This is a genomic window from Oerskovia turbata (assembly GCF_000718325.1).
GTDB lineage: Bacteria > Actinomycetota > Actinomycetes > Actinomycetales > Cellulomonadaceae > Oerskovia > Oerskovia turbata.
The window spans coordinates 294,891-310,699 of sequence record NZ_JOFV01000001.1 but is presented as its reverse complement, the minus strand read 5'-3'; the positions used below and the strand labels follow the sequence as shown (position 1 = coordinate 310,699).

13 protein-coding genes and 1 pseudogene are annotated in these 15,809 nt (G+C 66.4%); 10 read left to right on the top strand and 4 right to left on the bottom strand.

Going from position 1 to position 15,809, the window contains the following annotated elements; all coding sequences use genetic code 11:
- The first annotated feature begins 55 nt into the window (after positions 1-55).
- A complete protein-coding gene (locus IE95_RS0101340; protein ID WP_129429441.1) occupies positions 56-523 on the top strand; it encodes a hypothetical protein in 468 nt (155 codons plus the stop codon).
- Between the two features lie 89 nt (positions 524-612).
- Here IE95_RS0101340 and IE95_RS0101335 read toward each other — a convergent pair whose 3' ends face one another.
- Together IE95_RS0101335 and IE95_RS0101330 are read right to left on the bottom strand one after the other, a co-directional pair.
- On the bottom strand, positions 613-1,332 hold the full coding sequence (locus IE95_RS0101335) for a DUF6270 domain-containing protein (protein WP_129429442.1): 720 nt from the start codon (positions 1,330-1,332) through the stop codon (positions 613-615).
- 29 nt (positions 1,333-1,361) lie between these two features.
- Complete coding sequence (locus IE95_RS0101330; RefSeq protein WP_240666199.1) at positions 1,362-2,465, bottom strand: LCP family protein; 1,104 nt, start codon at positions 2,463-2,465, stop codon at positions 1,362-1,364.
- Positions 2,466-2,700: 235 nt separating this feature from the next.
- Here IE95_RS0101330 and IE95_RS0101325 point away from each other — a divergent pair, with 235 nt between their 5' ends.
- From IE95_RS0101325 to IE95_RS0101285, 8 genes are all read left to right on the top strand, one after another.
- Positions 2,701-4,005 carry a glycosyltransferase family 4 protein gene (locus tag IE95_RS0101325; protein WP_051702558.1) on the top strand — a complete coding sequence of 435 codons (1,305 nt, stop codon included), beginning with the start codon at positions 2,701-2,703 and terminating at the stop codon, positions 4,003-4,005.
- Positions 4,002-5,747 (top strand): glycosyltransferase family 4 protein, encoded by a 1,746-nt coding sequence (locus tag IE95_RS0101320; protein ID WP_036570305.1) that lies wholly within the window; start codon positions 4,002-4,004, stop codon positions 5,745-5,747. The genes IE95_RS0101325 and IE95_RS0101320 overlap by 4 nt, the downstream gene beginning before the upstream one ends.
- Before the next feature lie 200 nt (positions 5,748-5,947).
- The gene (locus IE95_RS19355; protein WP_051702557.1) at positions 5,948-6,751 is read left to right on the top strand and encodes an LCP family protein; all 804 of its coding nucleotides are present in this window, start codon (positions 5,948-5,950) and stop codon (positions 6,749-6,751) included.
- A 7-nt stretch (positions 6,752-6,758) separates the two neighbouring features.
- The gene (locus IE95_RS0101310; RefSeq protein WP_051702556.1) at positions 6,759-7,703 is read left to right on the top strand and encodes an ABC transporter permease; all 945 of its coding nucleotides are present in this window, start codon (positions 6,759-6,761) and stop codon (positions 7,701-7,703) included.
- Positions 7,690-8,625: an ABC transporter ATP-binding protein gene (locus IE95_RS0101305; protein ID WP_084689670.1), complete on the top strand. Its 936-nt coding sequence runs from the start codon at positions 7,690-7,692 to the stop codon at positions 8,623-8,625. Before IE95_RS0101310 ends, IE95_RS0101305 begins: the two co-directional genes overlap by 14 nt.
- A 17-nt stretch (positions 8,626-8,642) precedes the next feature.
- Positions 8,643-9,797 carry a non-hydrolyzing UDP-N-acetylglucosamine 2-epimerase gene (gene wecB, locus IE95_RS0101300; protein WP_030144159.1) on the top strand — a complete coding sequence of 385 codons (1,155 nt, stop codon included), beginning with the start codon at positions 8,643-8,645 and terminating at the stop codon, positions 9,795-9,797.
- 10 nt (positions 9,798-9,807) lie between these two features.
- Entirely contained in the window at positions 9,808-13,653 is a 3,846-nt protein-coding gene (locus IE95_RS19970; protein WP_084689669.1) for a CDP-glycerol glycerophosphotransferase family protein, read from the top strand.
- A gap of 16 nt (positions 13,654-13,669) precedes the next feature.
- Positions 13,670-14,692 carry an XcbB/CpsF family capsular polysaccharide biosynthesis protein gene (locus IE95_RS0101285; protein ID WP_051702555.1) on the top strand — a complete coding sequence of 341 codons (1,023 nt, stop codon included), beginning with the start codon at positions 13,670-13,672 and terminating at the stop codon, positions 14,690-14,692.
- A gap of 161 nt (positions 14,693-14,853) precedes the next feature.
- On the opposite strand, the gene IE95_RS0101280 is transcribed toward IE95_RS0101285, so the two are convergent.
- The gene (locus tag IE95_RS0101280) at positions 14,854-15,078 is read right to left on the bottom strand and encodes a transposase (RefSeq protein WP_030144156.1); all 225 of its coding nucleotides are present in this window, start codon (positions 15,076-15,078) and stop codon (positions 14,854-14,856) included.
- Positions 15,079-15,131: 53 nt separating this feature from the next.
- Here IE95_RS0101280 and IE95_RS19965 point away from each other — a divergent pair.
- A pseudogene (locus tag IE95_RS19965) lies at positions 15,132-15,323 on the top strand (integrase core domain-containing protein); the annotation flags it as partial.
- A 68-nt stretch (positions 15,324-15,391) separates the two neighbouring features.
- Here the strand turns inward: IE95_RS19965 and tagD are convergent.
- Positions 15,392-15,781 carry a glycerol-3-phosphate cytidylyltransferase gene (tagD, locus tag IE95_RS0101270; protein ID WP_030144154.1) on the bottom strand — a complete coding sequence of 130 codons (390 nt, stop codon included), beginning with the start codon at positions 15,779-15,781 and terminating at the stop codon, positions 15,392-15,394.
- Positions 15,782-15,809: the final 28 nt, after the last annotated feature.

Here is a 15,809-nt window from a genome sequence, read left to right as displayed (position 1 = left end):
GAACGCTCCCGGGCAGCGACCCGAGACGTCCCGAACGTCCGCTATGGTGTGCGCCGTGCACCAGGAACTCACCCTCGCCGAGACCCTTCACCTCCTCGGGCTCATGGGCCGCGATCTGCCGTCCTTCATCACGTCCGTCTCCGGGCGCGACGACGCGCTCGACCTCGTCGCGGAACCGCGCCAGGTCAAGCGCCTGCCCGCGCCGCTCAAGCTCGCGACGCGCCTCGCACCCACCGTCCGCGCGACGCTCCGCGTGGTCGACGTGACCGACGGCGTCGCGACCTTCTCCGTGGACGCGAACGCGGGCGGCCTGCCCGCGCACAAGCTCCTCGGCCTCGCCGCGAGCCGGATCGAGACCGTCGTCGCGGCCAAGGGGCTGCCCGCCGGTTCCGTGCGCGTCCTGCCCGACGCGAGGATCGCGCTCGACGTCCAGCGCCTCCTCCAGGCCCGCCACCCCGGCACCCGGGTCGCGGACGTGACGTTCAGGAACGGCCTGGTCGTGCTCGACGGCGCCGCAGCCTGACCCGACCTCCCCGCACCACCCCGCACCTTCCCCGCCCGCCGACCGTCGCCCCGTCGCTCGGCGGCGGGGCGACGGCGTTGGGCACCCGTTCACTGACGGGGCGAGGCCGTCGCCCGGTCGAGCAGGTCCAGGAAGGACCGGTAGTACCCCTCGACGTAGTGCACGGGCGAGCGGCCCCACCGGTGGTCGGGGTCGCCGACCACGAGGTGCACGGGCACCCGGACGAACTGGTGCGGCGCCAGGTCCAGGCGCAGCCGCCCGTACATGTACTCGAGCAGGTGGTTCGCGTCTGCCGATGCCTTGTAGTCAAAACGGGTGCCGTCGGCGCACTGCTCGGCCCAGCGCGCCTGGTGGACGACGATGCGGTCCAGCAGGCCGGCCGCTCTGGCCTCCGCCACGAAGCGACGGCGGCCGGCCTCCCACGCCATCAGGAAGTCGATCGACCCCGGGACGACCCGGTGGAGGTCGGGCGAGACCCCGGCGCGCAGGAGCTCCGCCGACGGTGTCCCGACGCCGGCCCGGTCGTCCACCAGGATCCCGAACCGTTCGTCGACGAGGTCGACGACGATCACGTCGGCCTGCACGGCGGGCATCGCCCGCCAGAACGCCTTGCCCAGGTCCTGTTCGACCATCCGCCGCTGGAAGGCCGACGGGAGGGTCGTGGTGTCGACGCCCTCCAGGCCGTGGTCGGCGAAGGCGCTCGCGAGCGAGCTGCGCGCGTAGTAGTCGGTGAGCCGGAACCTCGACTCACCCGGCAGAGCGAAGGCGTCACGGGTAACGCAGCTCCCGTGGATCAGGACGGAACGCACGCCGGTACCGGCAGCGACCGCGGGTCCGGTCACTTCACCGTGGGCGGGAGGACCGCAAGCTCTGCCTTGTGCTGCTCGATGAACGGGGCCGCCGTGTCGGTCGCGAAGGAGGCCATGAGCGGGTCGAGCAGGTCGCGGTTCAGCACGACGATCGACTGTCCGTCGGCGGAGCGTCCTGTGCCGTTGTGCGGCGCGGTGAGGAACGTGACGTCGTTGGTCGACAGGCCGCGCGCGCTCAGGTAGAGGTCCTGGATGCGGTCCATGGTCAGGCCCTCGTCGACCGCCACGGACTCGCTGAACGCCGTGAAGAAGGACGTCATCATGGGGACGTCGTTGCGGTTGTTGTTGACCTTGGCGAGGATCGACCGCATCCAGTTCTGCTGGCGCTGCGCGCGGCCGAAGTCGCCGTTGGCCAGGCCGTAGCGCTGGCGCGTGTAGGCGAGGGCTTCCTCGCCGGACAGGTTGTGCACGCCCGCCGTGAACTGGACCTTCTTGCCGTCACCGATGTCCTCGGGGATGCGGATGAGTACACCGCCGAGCGCGTCGGTGAGCGTCGTGAAGGACGTGAAGTCGGTCAGTGCGAAGTGGTCGATCCGCACTCCCGTGAGCTGTTCGACGGTCTCGATCATGAGCGCCGGACCCCCGTAGGAGAAGGCTGCGTTGATCTTGGCCTCGCCGTGCCCGGGGATCGGCACCCAGCTGTCGCGCGGGAACGAGACGACCTGCGCCGACTTCCTGTCCGCGGGGAGATGGACGAGCATGATCGCGTCGGTGCGCTGGGCACCGGCCTGCCACTGCGAGGGGTCGCCGGCCGAGATCCGGCTGTCCGAGCCGAGCACGAGGATGTTGACGGCCTCGTCGGGCACGTCGGGGTTGGTCGGCGCCGGGGCCGGACGGTCCTTGATGTCCACGAACGGGTCGGCGAGCTTCTCGATGTTCCGGTCGAGGCTCTGGCGGAACGCGACGACGGCCGCGAACCCACCGAGGCAGATCACGGCCACGAGGGCGCCGAGGACGATGAGGGCGGTCCGCGTCCTGTTCTTGCGTCGGCGGACGTGACGTCGGCCGGGACCCACGTCGCGCGGACCAGGGGTCGATTCGGTCCCGACCGGGAGCAGCTCGTTGCCAGACACGGTTGCATCCTATGGGACCGCGGGAGCGCTCGGGCCCGGAATCCTGCCCTTTGCACGGCTCTTCACCCCGGTGAGCAGCACGTGGGTTTGGTTCCTACATCCCCTGCGGCGATAGAGTGTGGAGGTTTAGCGAGAGAACGTGGGACATTCGTACGTCATTTTGCCCGATTCGTGAACACGAGCGAGCGCTGTCGTGCAGGACGCCATCCGCACTGCCGAAGGAAGCCAGGGGGACATGACCGGCCGCTCGTCGAGGGGAGCGCTCCACGCGCGACGGAAGCCGTCGTCGGGGCATCGTGTCCTGCTCGTGACCCACCACTACGCCCCCGAGACCGGCGCGCCGCAGCGTCGTTGGGGGGCGCTGATCGCGCGGTTCGTCAGTGCGGGCGTCGACGTGAGCGTCCTGACGCCCCCTCCGCACTACCCGTCGGGCACGCTCGCTCCCGGCGCGACCGAGCAGCTCCCGGGGACGGTCTCCCGCGGTGCGCACGGCGAGCGCATCATCCGGGTGCGCTACCGGGAGCACACGACGTCGCTGGTCTCGCGGACCGCGGACCACCTGGTGGCCGCCGTGAGCTCGATCGAGCTGGGGCTGCGGCGCCTGCGCCGACGCCACCACCGGCCCACCGTCGTGATCGGGACCGTGCCCGGGATCCCGAGCATGTTCGCGGCCTGGGCGCTCGCACGGTTCTTCCGCGCGGCCCTGGTGGTCGAGATGCGCGACGCGTGGCCGGACCTCATCCGGCCGAGCGGGATCATGACCGGTTCGCTCGCCCAGCGTCGTCCCGGTCGCGCCTTCGCGACGACGCTCGCCCACCGGGCCATCACGCGGTTGCAGGCACGCGCCGACCTGGTGGTCACCACGACGGAGACGTTCGCCGACGTCCTGCGGTCCCGTGGTGCCCGCAACGTCGCGGTCGTGCGCAACGGCACGGCGTTCCCCGTGGTCAGCCGTCCGGTCGTGGCGCCGGGCACCGACCTCGAGCGACGTCCGTTCCGCGTCGTGTACGCCGGCACCCTCGGCAGGTCGCAAGGGCTCGAGGTCGTGGTGCGTGCCGCTGCGCTGGTCGAGTCGCGCGGGCTGCCGATCGAGGTCCGGATCGTCGGGGCTGGCAACGACGCGACGCACCTCGCGGCGCTCGCGCGTTCGTTGGGTGCACCGGTCACGGTCGGCCCGCCGATCCCCCACGCCGAGATCGAGGCCCTGTACGACTGGGCGGACACCCTCGTGGTCTCGCTCCGCGACTGGGAGCCCTTCCAGTGGACCGTGCCCTCGAAGCTGTACGAGGTCATGGCGTCGGGGCACCACGTCACCGCGTGCGTCGCGGGAGAATCGGCCGAGCTCGTCCTCTCGCTCGAGGCCGGGGACGTGGTGCCGCCCGGGGACGTCGAGGCGTTGGCGAACCTGTGGGCCGGCTATGCGGAGTCCGGGGTCGCCCCGGTCGCGAGCCGTGCGGCCAGTGCGTGGGTGGCGGTCCACGCGAACGACGACGTGCTCGCTGCGACGTACCTCGCCCTGCTCGACGACCTGACTCGATGAGCGGTTCGTCGACCGTGCGGGATCTCGCGCGCAACGTCCGGTTCGCGGTGTCCTTCGGGGCGCGCGCGCTCGTCGACGACCCGGTCTGGCTCCTGGTCCAGGCGGTGCGGCGCTCTCCCGCCCGGGTCCGGGCCGGTGCCGTGCGCGCCCTGGGGCTGGCGCCCTCCCCGTCGGCGCCGCACGCTCTGTCGCGCTATCTCGCGGGTGACTCCGCCGGCGCCGCCGACGAGTCGTCCCGACTCCTCGAGTCGTCCGGCGGTCGGTCGCGGATCGGCGCCGAGGTGGCCGTCGCCGTCGGGCGTGCGGACCTCCTGGACGCCGTCGCCTCCCGGGGACCGGCGCGTCTGCGCGCCCTGTGGCAGCGGGGCGACGTCGCGGGCCTGCGCGCGGCACGGGCGTCGGGGCGCGCCGAGCGTCGCGTCCTCGCGAGCCTGCTCGGGCAGGTCGACGCTCTCGCGCCGCGCGCGGAGGTCACGCCCCGTGAGCGTCGCGCCCCCTCTCCCGGCCCGACGGCGCCGCTCGCCGTGCTGCACCACCTCACCAACTCGTTGCCGCACACCCAGAGCGGGTACACGCTGCGCAGCCACGCGGTCCTCACGGCCCAGCGGGAGGCGGGGATGCGGGTCGCGGCCACCACCCGTGCCGGCTACCCGGTGACCATCGGGTCGTTGGGTGCGCGCGGGGTCGACGTCGTCGACGGGATCCCGTACCGCCGACTGATCCCGTCAGGACTGCCGAACGATCCCGCCCGGAGGTTCGAGGAAGCGACCGACCTGCTCGTCCGGTCTGCGCAGGACTTCGCGCCCAGCCTCCTGCACACCACGACCCCGGGGACCAACGGGGACGTGACCCGTACGGCGGCTCGACGCCTGGGGATCCCGTGGGTCTACGAGGTGCGCGGTCTGCCCGAGGAGACCTGGGTCGCCTCGCACGGGACGCCCGAGGCGCGCGAGGTCGCGGAGCGCTCCGAGCGGCGGGCGCTGCTCCGCGCCAAGGAGACCGAGCTCGCGACGTCCGCGGACGCCGTCGTGACCCTGAGCGCGACCATGCGCGACGAGCTCGTCTCGCGCGGCGTGCCGGCCGAGCGGATCTCGGTCGTGCCGAACGCGGTGCGGTCCTCGCTCCTGTCCGAGCATCCTTCCCCTGCCGCCGCGCGAGCCGCGCTGGGGCTGCCCGAGGCCACGTTCGTCGTCGGGACCGTCAGCAGCCTCGTCGGCTACGAGGGGCACGACACGATCCTGCGTGCCGTCGCGCTCCTGCGGCAGCGAGGCGTCGACGTGACGGCCCTCGTCGTGGGTGACGGAGTCGCCCGGCCCGGACTGCTGCGCCTCGCCGACGAGCTGGGTCTGGGTGCGCACGCGATCTTCCCCGGACGCGTGCCGCACGAGCAGGCCTCCCTCCACATGGCGGCGCTCGACGTGTTCCTCGTGCCACGCCGCGACGACCGCGTGACACGGCTGGTCACCCCCCTCAAGCCCGTCGAGGCCATGGCGATCGGCAGACCCGTGGTCGCGAGCGACCTGCCGGCGCTGCGCGAGGCCGTGGGAGACGCCGGGCGGCTCGCACCCGCCGGGGACGTCGAGACGTGGGCCGCCCTGGTGCTGGACATCCTCAGCGACGACGAGGCTCGTCATGGCATGCTGACGCGCGGTCGCGCGCTCGCCACCTCTCGGACGTGGGGTGCGAACACGACCCGGTACGGTGCGGTGTACGCACGAGCGCTGGCAGGAGGAGGATCATGAGGGCCCCCTGGCTTCGTCGCGCCCTGAGCACCCTGGTCGCGTTGACCGTCCTCGCAGGGTGCACGGGAGCACCACCGGCCCCGACCCGCTCTCCGTCACCGAGCGCTGCTGCACCGTCTCCGACCCCGTCACCTGCGCCGACCCCTTCTCCGACGGCGCCCCCTGAACCTGTCGACCCCCTGCCCGACGGGCCGGTCAACGTGCTCCTGATCGGCACGGACTCGCGCGAGGCCACGGACCTGACGGGCAACGCCGACACGATCATGCTGGTCCACGTCCCGGCGGACCGTTCGAACGTGTACCTCGTGTCACTCACCCGAGACATGTGGGTACCCATCCCCGGGCTCGGCGAGGGGAAGATCAACGCGGCCTTCTCCCGCGGGGGCACCGAGACGCTCAGCCGGACGGTCTCGGACATCCTGGGCGGGGTGGAGATCGACTACGCGATCCAGTCCAACTTCGCGGGCTTCATCGCGTTGACGCGCGCCCTTGACGGGTTCGAGGTCGAGAACAAGCACGCGAGCACGGTGACCGTGCAGAGCACGGGGCGCGTCGTCACCTTCCCCCAGGGGCCCGTGACCCTGTCGAGCACCGACGGCCTCATCTACGTGCGCGAGCGCAAGCGGCTGCCGCTCGGCGACCTCGATCGCACCGAGCGCCAGCGCGCCGCGATCATCGGCATGCTCGACCGCATCGCCGACCGCGCCGACGAGCCGGCCGTGCTCGCCGAGCTGATACCCATGCTCGTACGGAACGTGAAGATCACCGGTGACCTCGACGTCGACGACGCGTTCGCGCTCGTCCCTCTCGCGGCCACGCTCGAGCGCGAGGACGTCGTCGGGCTCATGGTGCCCATCACCGGTTTCGGCAACCGCGGCGGCGCCTCCGTCAACCTCGTGGACGCGCCGCAGACCGCCGCGCTCGGCGAGGCGCTGCGCACCGACACGGTCGACGCCTACGTCGCCACGTACGGCACCGAGTACTCGCCCACAGGATCGTCGTAGGCGCGACATGACAGAGGCGATCGAGAAGGACAAGAAGGTGGACAAGGCGTCGGGCACGTCGTCCCCCAGCGACCTCTACGCGATGCTCTTCCAGGGGCCCGAGACCAAGGTCGAGGTCATCTCGGCGGGGCGCCTGACGCGAGTCGGAGCAAGGCCGCCGCTCGGCGAGTACATCTCCCAGCTCTGGGGCCGGCGCTACTTCCTGTGGGCCGACGCCCGGGCCAAGGTCACGAGCGGGACGCGCGAGACCCTGCTCGGTACCGCGTGGCTCGTGCTCAAGCCGATCCTGGACGGGCTGACGTACTTCCTGATCTTCGGTCTGCTGCTCAAGTCCTCGCGCGGGATCGAGAACTTCCTCGGGTACCTCATCATCGGGGTCTTCCTCTTCTCGTTCACGACCCGTTGCGTGACCGGTGGCGCCCGGTCCATCACGGCCGGGCGGAACCTCATCCGGGCGTTCGCCTTTCCCCGGGCCGCGCTCCCCGTCTCCGTGATCCTTCGCGAGATGCTCAACATGGTTCCCGTCCTGGGGGCGATGGTCGCGATCCTCGTCGTCCTGCCACCGACCGAGGTCATGTCGTGGCGGGTGCTGCTCGTCCCGGGCGTGCTGGCGCTCCAGGTCGTCTTCTGCACCGGGCTCGCCCTGCTGCTCGCGCGCGCAGCCGCCAAGGTCCCGGACCTCAACCAGCTCATCTCGTTCGCGATGCGGTTGTGGCTCTACGGCTCGGCGGTCTTCTTCTCCTACGACAGGTTCATCGACCACCCCACGATCCTGTCCCTCATGGAGGCCAACCCCATGTTCATGGTGCTGGACATGGTGCGCGACTGTCTCCTGTACGGCGAGACCCCGGCCGGCTCGATGTGGATCGCCCTAAGTGCGTGGGCGTTCGGCACCCTGTTCGTGGGCTTCCTGGTGTTCTGGCAAGGGGAGGAGTCGTATGGCCGTCTCTGACCCGTTCGCCACCGCCACGGTCGCGGTCCAGGACGTCCACGTCCGCTACCGCGTCCCGTCGACGGACACGGCAGAGCGCCGACGCTCCAACCGGCTGACGCGCGCGGCACGGACCGTGCTGGGACGTCAGCCCATGGTCATCGTCCGTGCACTCGCCGGCATCTCCTTCGTCGCACGGTCGGGTGAGCAGATCGGGATCGTCGGTCAGAACGGCTCGGGCAAGAGCACCCTGCTGCGGATCATCGCGGGCCTCGAGAAGCCTGCACGTGGTCAGGTGCTCGCCGAGAGCAGTCCCGTCCTGATCGGCGTCAACGCCGCCCTGGTCCCCGACCTGTCCGGCGAGCAGAACGTCCGGCTCGGCTGCCTCGCCATGGGGCTCTCGCCCGAGGAGACTGCCTTGGCGGTACCCGACGTCATCCAGCTCGCCGGACTCGGCAAGTCGATCTACCTCCCCATGAAGACGTACTCGTCCGGCATGGGGTCACGTCTGCGCTTCGCGATCGCCACCGCCGCCAACCCGGACATCCTCCTCATCGACGAGGCCCTGGCGACCGGTGACGCCGCCTTCAAGGAGCGCAGCGAGGTGCGGATGTCGAAGCTCCGCGAGAACGCGGGAACCGTCTTCCTCGTGAGCCACGCCGCGCAGACCATCGAGGAGACGTGCACGCGCGCGATCTGGCTCAACCACGGTCGCCTCATCCTCGACGGACCGGCCGAGGACGTCGCCCTGCGCTACCGCAAGTGGGCCTGGGCGATCGCCAAGGACAAGCCCGAAGAAGCCAAGACCATCATCGAGGACGCACTCAGCGAGCGCGAGGACACGTTCGTCAAGATCGAAGAGCCACCCGGAAAGTTCTACACCCCACGCCATGTACGAGGGCAGCGGCCGAAGGCCCGCGCCGACGAGACAGAGAGTAGGTAGCGGTGCGCCCCCGCATCATGACCGTCTACGGCACGCGGCCCGAGGCCATCAAGGTCGCACCGGTCATCAAGGCCCTCGAAGACAGTGACGACTTCGAGAGCGTCACCGTCGTCACCGGGCAGCACCGCGAGATGCTCGACCAGGTGAACGAGCTGTTCGGGATCGTCCCGGACCACGACCTGAACATCATGAGCCACGGGCAGACGCTCGCGCAGATCTTCGCGCGCGTCATGGACGGCCTCGACCCGATCCTCGAGAAGGAAGAGCCTGCAGCGGTCATCGTGCAGGGCGACACGTCGACGTCGACGGCGGCCGCCCTCGCCGCCTTCTACCGCAGGATCCCCGTGATCCACCTGGAAGCAGGCTTGCGCAGCGGCGACATCTCCTCGCCGTTCCCCGAGGAGGCGAACCGCAGGATCACGACCCAGATCGCTGCTCTGCACCTCGCGCCGACCGAGACGAGCCGGGCGAACCTGCTGGCCGAAGGCGTGGACGACTCGACGATCGTGGTCACGGGGAACACCGTGATCGATGCCCTGCTCATGGCCGCTTCGAAACGAGTGCCCTTCACCGACCCAGCTTTGGAAGCGCTCGCCGCGAGCGGACGAAAGATCCTACTTCTCACAACCCATCGGAGGGAAAACTGGGGGTCCGCGATGCAGGGTATCGGTCGCGCCCTGGCCAGGATCGCGCTCGAGTTTCCGGACGTGGAGATCGTGCTCCCTCTCCACCGCAACCCCCTGGTCAGGGACGCTCTGCTCCCAGCGTTGAGCGGAATCACCAACGTGACGACGACCGAACCGTTGAGCTACGGAGGCTTCACCCGCCTGATGTCATTGAGCCATCTCATCGTCACAGACTCGGGAGGAATTCAGGAGGAGGCTCCCAGCCTCGGAAAACCGGTCCTGGTCCTACGCGAAAGCACCGAAAGGCCCGAAGGTGTCGCGGCCGGAACCACCCGACTCATCGGCACACGGCAGGAAGACGTCGAACTTCAGATTCGCCAGGTCCTCAGCAATCCAGACACGTACGCCAAGATGGCAAGCTCCACCAACCCGTACGGGAACGGCGACGCAGCCCAGTCCTCCCTTCGCGCGATCAGTTTGAGCGCCCGAGGAACAACCGACCCAAGCGACGGGCAGCCCTCCGACCTCCACACCACAAACAAGTGAGACCATCCAGATGATCCCCAGCACAGAGACCCTCACCAAACGTACGGCGAATGCAGCAAGACTCGCCGCACGTCGGGCAATCGCTTCCGCCTCGCGCCCCGCCAACGCAGCGGCACGGTACAAGTACGGAATCGAACTCCTCAAGACCGGAAAGATCAACGCCGCGGAACAGCAAATTGCATCGGCCGTCGATCTGGATCCAGGGCACGCCGAATGGCACCACCGCCTCGGTTTCGTCCAGGAAAGGAACAAGCGCTTCGACGCCGCGTTGACATCGTACCTGGCCGCAATCGAGCTCCGCCCAGGAGTTTCTGAGTTGCACTACAGGGCCGGCAGGTGCCTCCAGGCCCTCCATCGAAAGGCCGAAGCAGTTGGGCACTTCGAGACAGCTCTGCAGGTCGATCAGAACAACAAGCGTGCAGCGCGCGAACTCCTCGCCTCGGTTCCATCGAGCGCCCCGGCGTGGCGAAAGCTCGATCTAGTGGCACGCGCGGCACGTACACTTGAGAACAGAGATTCAACCCTCGCCCTGGCACGTGCGGCGAGTGCTATGCGTAACCACGAACTGGCAGCATCAGAGTTCGCCAAGTACCACGAAATCGCGACCGGCACGGCGCAGACGCATCTTTCACATGGCCTCGCGCTCGAAGCCCTGGGGCGAATCGACGACGCCGTCGCGGCGTATCGGGTCGCTTGTCGCCTCGACACCAAGCACGATGCTGCCACCCATGGACCAGGCGCACTGTTTCAGGCCCAGGGCGACTGGGAGAAGGCTTCAGAATGGTACATAAAAGCCTGGGACCAGGGCAACAAGTCTCCAGAGATCGCCTTCAAAGCAGGGTACGCACTGGACCGGCAATATCGATGGGAAGAAGCAGTTCGATGGTTCAGTATCGCACTCGTCCTCGAGCCGGAGAAGGCCTACTGGAACTACAAACTGGCACACGCCCTCGAACGAAACCTTGAGTACGAACTGGCGGCAGATGCCTACTCACGAGCACTCGAGATCGGGGAATGGAAGCAGAAAGACTGGGCCTACCGACTAGGAGCCTGCCTGGACACGATCGGGGCTCACCAGGAAGCTCTCGCTGCGCTCCTTGCTTTCGCCCGGGGTCCTCAGGCTCTTCACTCGGCACCAAGGATCGAGGACGAGTCGTCCCTTTCGATATCCGAGGGCACGGCACGTTCCCTGCAACACCAGTTGCGTATCGCCGAGGCTGGTGTAACGCACTACCCGACGAGTTCCGACACATGGCTTAGGTATGCACGCCTCCTCAGCAAGGCACGAGACACCGAGCGCTCCATCCACGCCTTCGCACGGTACAAGGAACGTGCGAACGAGATCGATGTGGACGCGGCCGCAGACCATGCTCAGGCACTTGCCACCGAAGGTTACTACGAGCGAGCCAGCGGTGTTCTGCTGGCCGCACGCGAGTTCAGTCGCCCAGATGGGCTAGCGCTCGACGAAATCCTGAAGTCAACGCACAAGCGTCGTCGAGCACTCTATGCCGAGTACTGGAGCCGCTACCCTGTCGACGCGCGCGTGGTCATGTTCGAGTCATACTGGGGTGAAAAGATCTCCTGCAACCCCCTCGCGATGTACATGGCGATGGTCGAAGACGAGCGGTACCAGGACGCCCTCTTCGTCTGGACGGTCAAATCCGGTACCACCATTCCCGAAGCAGTACGCACGCACCCGCGCACAGTACTGGCCAACTATGGGAGCGAACTCTACATCCGAACGCTCGCCACCGCGGGAACACTCATTAACAACACATCATTTGTCGAGTACTTCGCCAGGCGCCCCGAGCAGAAGTACCTAAACCTCTGGCATGGAACTCCGATCAAAGCCATGGGGAAGCACATCAAGTCTGGCGTCATGGACCATGCAAACGTAGCCCGGAACTTCCTCAGCACGACCCACATATTCGCACCCAACGAGCATACACGAGACGCCCTTATCCATGACTACGACATCTCTGGCCTCTACGCTGGTTCAGCCATAGCGACTGGCTCGCCACGGCTGGACCAGGTCGTCAGAGCGAACGAAACCTCCAGAGCGTCGCTACTCGAAAAGCTCGGACTCCCAGCGAGCTCGACGGCACAGATCGTCTTCTACGCTCCGACATGGCGAGGCTCCCCGACGAATCGCACTGTCGACGTTGCAGCAATACAGGCTGACCTCACTGCCATGGCCAGTACCTCGAACACGCACGTACTGTTCCGCATGCACCATCTCGTCGAAGACCAGTTGGAGGGCCTCAACCTTCCCGCAATTCAGCTCCCCGAGGGGATCGACACCTACGAAGTGATGGGGGCGGCCGACGTCCTCGTCACGGACTTCTCGAGTCTCATGTTCGACTTTCTCGTCACCGACCGCCGGGTCATCATTTATGCTCCGGACATCGACGCGTACGTCGAGGAACGGGGGCTCTACTTCCACCCCGCCGAGGCATTCGACGAAATCTGCACCGACCGAAACGATCTGATCGCCCTGCTGAGCACTCAGGACGCATTTACTCCCGGACCGCGCTACACGGAAAGCCGCCAGAAGTATGCCGCGCTTGAGGACGGCAATGCTGCACAACGGTGCATTGATCTCCTCCACTCGGCCCCGGCTACACCCTCCCAGGCAGCGGATCGGGTTCGCTTGGTATTCTATTCATCGCTCATTCCAAATGGCATCACCTCGTCACTCATCAACCTCCTAAAGACAATCGACCGGGAAAAGTACGAGATTGCACTAATAGTCGAACCGGACAAGGTTGCCAAAGACGAGGGTCGAGCGGAAATGTTGCGCCTCATCCCCCGCGACGTCAAGTTGATCGGTAGACAGGGTTTATTGTTGGCCACGCCCGAAGAGCAGTGGATTGTCGACCGGTTCACCCGCACCGGCGAGATGTCGCTACCGCAACGGAAGCTGTTCGATGCAGCCTATGAACGTGAACACGTGAGGGTGCTTGGCACTCCGTCACCCGCGGTCTACGTCGAATTTGAGGGCTATTCTCTGTACTGGATGTCTCTCTTCAGCGTTGCGCGCGCACGGGAAGGGCACAACATCGCATTCATGCACAGCCAGATGCTGGACGAGTCCCTTGTTCGCTTCCCCCGGCTTTCACGAATTTTCCAGCTCTACCAAGGTTTCGATCAGCTCGCAGCCGTCTCCGATGCCACGGCTGCGCTGAACAAGGCAGACCTCGGAGCCCTAGGCCATGTGGCGCCCGGTCAAGTATCCACGGTTCACAATGCGCTCGATTGGGCGTCCATCCAGGCACGTTCGGAAGAGAGCCTCCCGACGTCAGTCGCTCTAGCGACCACAGGCCGCTGGCCGGTGATCGTGACTGTCGGACGACTCTCCACGGAGAAGAATCAGGCGGATCTCATCCGTGCCGTCAAGACCCTTCGGTCCAGATTCCCGCACATCCTTGCTCTCATCGTCGGCTCCGGACCTATGGAGTCATCACTCAATGCCACTATTCAATCGCTAGATCTCGCCGATCATGTGCTCCTCACTGGGCAGCTGGCTAACCCGATGCCACTCGTTGCACTCGCAGACGTCTTCACCCTGACGTCGCTGCACGAAGGTCAGCCAATGGTCCTCTTCGAGGCAATGACCTTGGGCACACCTATCGTGACCTATCCTTCTCCGGGCATCTTGGAAGCGACTCAGATTGGGTACGGATCGGTCGTCGAACCAAACGTACGCGACCTGGTCGCCGCTCTTGTTGCCACGATTGAAAGCAGAGACGAGTCGGCCCAGCACTTCAATGCACCCAAGTTCAACTCTAGATCGAAGCGCGAGTTTGACGCCCTAATCCAGCACACGCTCAGTATGGGAACCACTTCCGATGACTAGTCCGACAGTTGTGAACGTGGCGGTAATTGAGAACCCACGGACGGACAGCGTCGTCCTCGAGGCGCTCGACGCGAATCGCCACGCTAATTTCCTACACCTGCGTCGCGAGGACATCTCGACAGAACGCAATCTGGTGACGATCGGCGTGCGAGACTCCGAGACCCACGCTATGGTCAAGACCCTCGCTTCACGCGGATACCTTCACTACATGGCCCGCGAGGGCGAGTCACGATTCGTGCACCAACGCCGCCTCCCGACCTTGTGGAAGGCCGTTATCGACGGGGAACTCTCGGTAAGTAGCGAAGGCGCCTACTATAGTCTACAACTCCCGCCTGAAGTCGAACCTCGAAAACTCCTTGTCCTCTTCAGCAGCATTTACGCGCCGCCGACCAGTGCAAGCCTGTGGCGTTACATGGCCCGAAACTACCAGCACGTCGCTTCGTCGATACCTGACGATACGGCCATTCTTCGCATTGCGGATGTTGGGGGCGTTCTCGGCGCGTTCTACCTGGACACTATCGCGGCACCCAACAATTCGGCGGCAGTTTCTAGGCTTATCGAGCAGTCCATACAAGAGTTGGGCATCTCCCGGAGCTCAACCGTCCTGCTCGGGCCATCGAAGGGTGGAACCGGTGCCACCTTCCACGGACTCAGCCTAGGTCTCCCATTCGTCGCGGTCGACCCGATCCTCGACGACACCCACTATGAACAGGAGATGTCAGACGCGCACTTCACTGGATTCCCCGTCTTCCCCGCCGCGAAGCAGACTACGTTCGGCAACCTGTTCGCTCACGTGTTGGAGACATACTCCTCGGGGGAACCCAGAGGTATATTCGTGACTTCGCCGCGGTCAGCTCAGTATCCAATCGTCATCGATGCGGCGCGCGCGTTGTCCGGGATCGTGTCGGTGTTGACGGCAAACAGTCCCCGGATCAAGTCGCACCCGGATGTCGCGCGGGTTGCTCTCGGGCCGACGCTCAGTCTGGTCAATAGTCTCTTGTGTGGTTGGCCGACGCCGCGCGGCTTCTTCTCCGTGTAGCCGGCCCGCTCGTAGGGTGGCAGGCCCTGCCGGAATCCCCTCGTAGTCCCGGCAGGGCCAGTCGACGTCGATTGCGGGATCTCCGAGTTGCCCGCACCCGACACGGGATCGAACGGCCGTTCAAGCCGGGATGTGCTTCAACGCCGACTTCCGCCCCGGGCCTAGTCGTCGATCCGCGCCTGCTCCGCCGACGTCGTCCCGGAGCGTTCGCCAGCATCGACCTCGGCCTGCGTCACCCAGTTGCGCAGCGTCTCGGGGTTGATCCCGATCTGGTCCGCGTCACCGCGCAGCGCTCCGGTCTTCGTCGCAGGGTCGCGCCGTAAGTCGACAGCCATCCGGATCGCGCGCTCACGCAGCTCGTCCGGGCACTTCCTCGGTGCAGCCATGACTCTCACCCTTCCGCGGATTGAGAGCCTCCATCAGACCCGGGGCGCAACAGTACAAGGCCGAGTGCATCAGCACCACGGTCTTCTACACAGGGCCGTACAAGACCATCGCCGAGTTCGCCACCGCCGCCTGGGTCAATTGGTACAACAACCGGCGCCTGCATGGCACCCTTGGCAACATCCCGCCCATCGAGTACGAGTCCGCCCATTGCGCTGCTCTCACCGAGCAGTTCCAACCCGCATAGCAGCGGCAGAGAACCTGGGGCGCTTCACGACTCCCAGCCATCGTCACCAACCTGATGAGCCAGAACACCTAGCCGATCGAGAGGTCCGACTTGATCTGGCTCGTGGAGATCTCGGCGGTACGCGCGAGGTACTTGACCTCACAGAGTTCTGAGAACTGGTCGAACTTCCCTTCCCAATCATCCCCCATGACGAGCATGTCGACGTGGTAGCGGACAATGTCCTCCGCCTTCTGCGCCCAGGTCCTCTCCGGGATAACTAGGTCCACGGACCTGATCGCCTCAAGGATTGCTCGACGCTCGTCCCAGCTGAAGTATGCCTTCTTGTTCTTCCCTGCATTGAACTCATCGGTGGAGAGAGCAACGATCAGGTAGTCCCCCTGCGCCTTGGCCCGCTCAAGCAGCCTGATGTGACCGTAGTGCAGAAGGTCGAACGTCCCATAGGTAATAACTCGCTTCACTGGCCCATCCTCTAGCTTCTTTACTGAG

What these genes read in the sequence shown, in the direction of transcription:
- IE95_RS0101325 (WP_051702558.1), top strand. Translation starts at nt 2,701, where the DNA reads ATGACCGGCCGCTCGTCGAGGGGAGCGCTCCACGCGCGACGGAAGCCG.
- IE95_RS0101320 (WP_036570305.1), top strand. Translation starts at nt 4,002, where the DNA reads ATGAGCGGTTCGTCGACCGTGCGGGATCTCGCGCGCAACGTCCGGTTC.
- IE95_RS0101310 (WP_051702556.1), top strand. Translation starts at nt 6,759, where the DNA reads ATGACAGAGGCGATCGAGAAGGACAAGAAGGTGGACAAGGCGTCGGGC.
- IE95_RS0101305 (WP_084689670.1), top strand. Translation starts at nt 7,690, where the DNA reads ATGGCCGTCTCTGACCCGTTCGCCACCGCCACGGTCGCGGTCCAGGAC.
- wecB (WP_030144159.1), top strand. Translation starts at nt 8,643, where the DNA reads ATGACCGTCTACGGCACGCGGCCCGAGGCCATCAAGGTCGCACCGGTC.
- IE95_RS19970 (WP_084689669.1), top strand. Translation starts at nt 9,808, where the DNA reads ATGATCCCCAGCACAGAGACCCTCACCAAACGTACGGCGAATGCAGCA.
- IE95_RS0101280 (WP_030144156.1), bottom strand. Translation starts at nt 15,078, where the DNA reads ATGGCTGCACCGAGGAAGTGCCCGGACGAGCTGCGTGAGCGCGCGATC.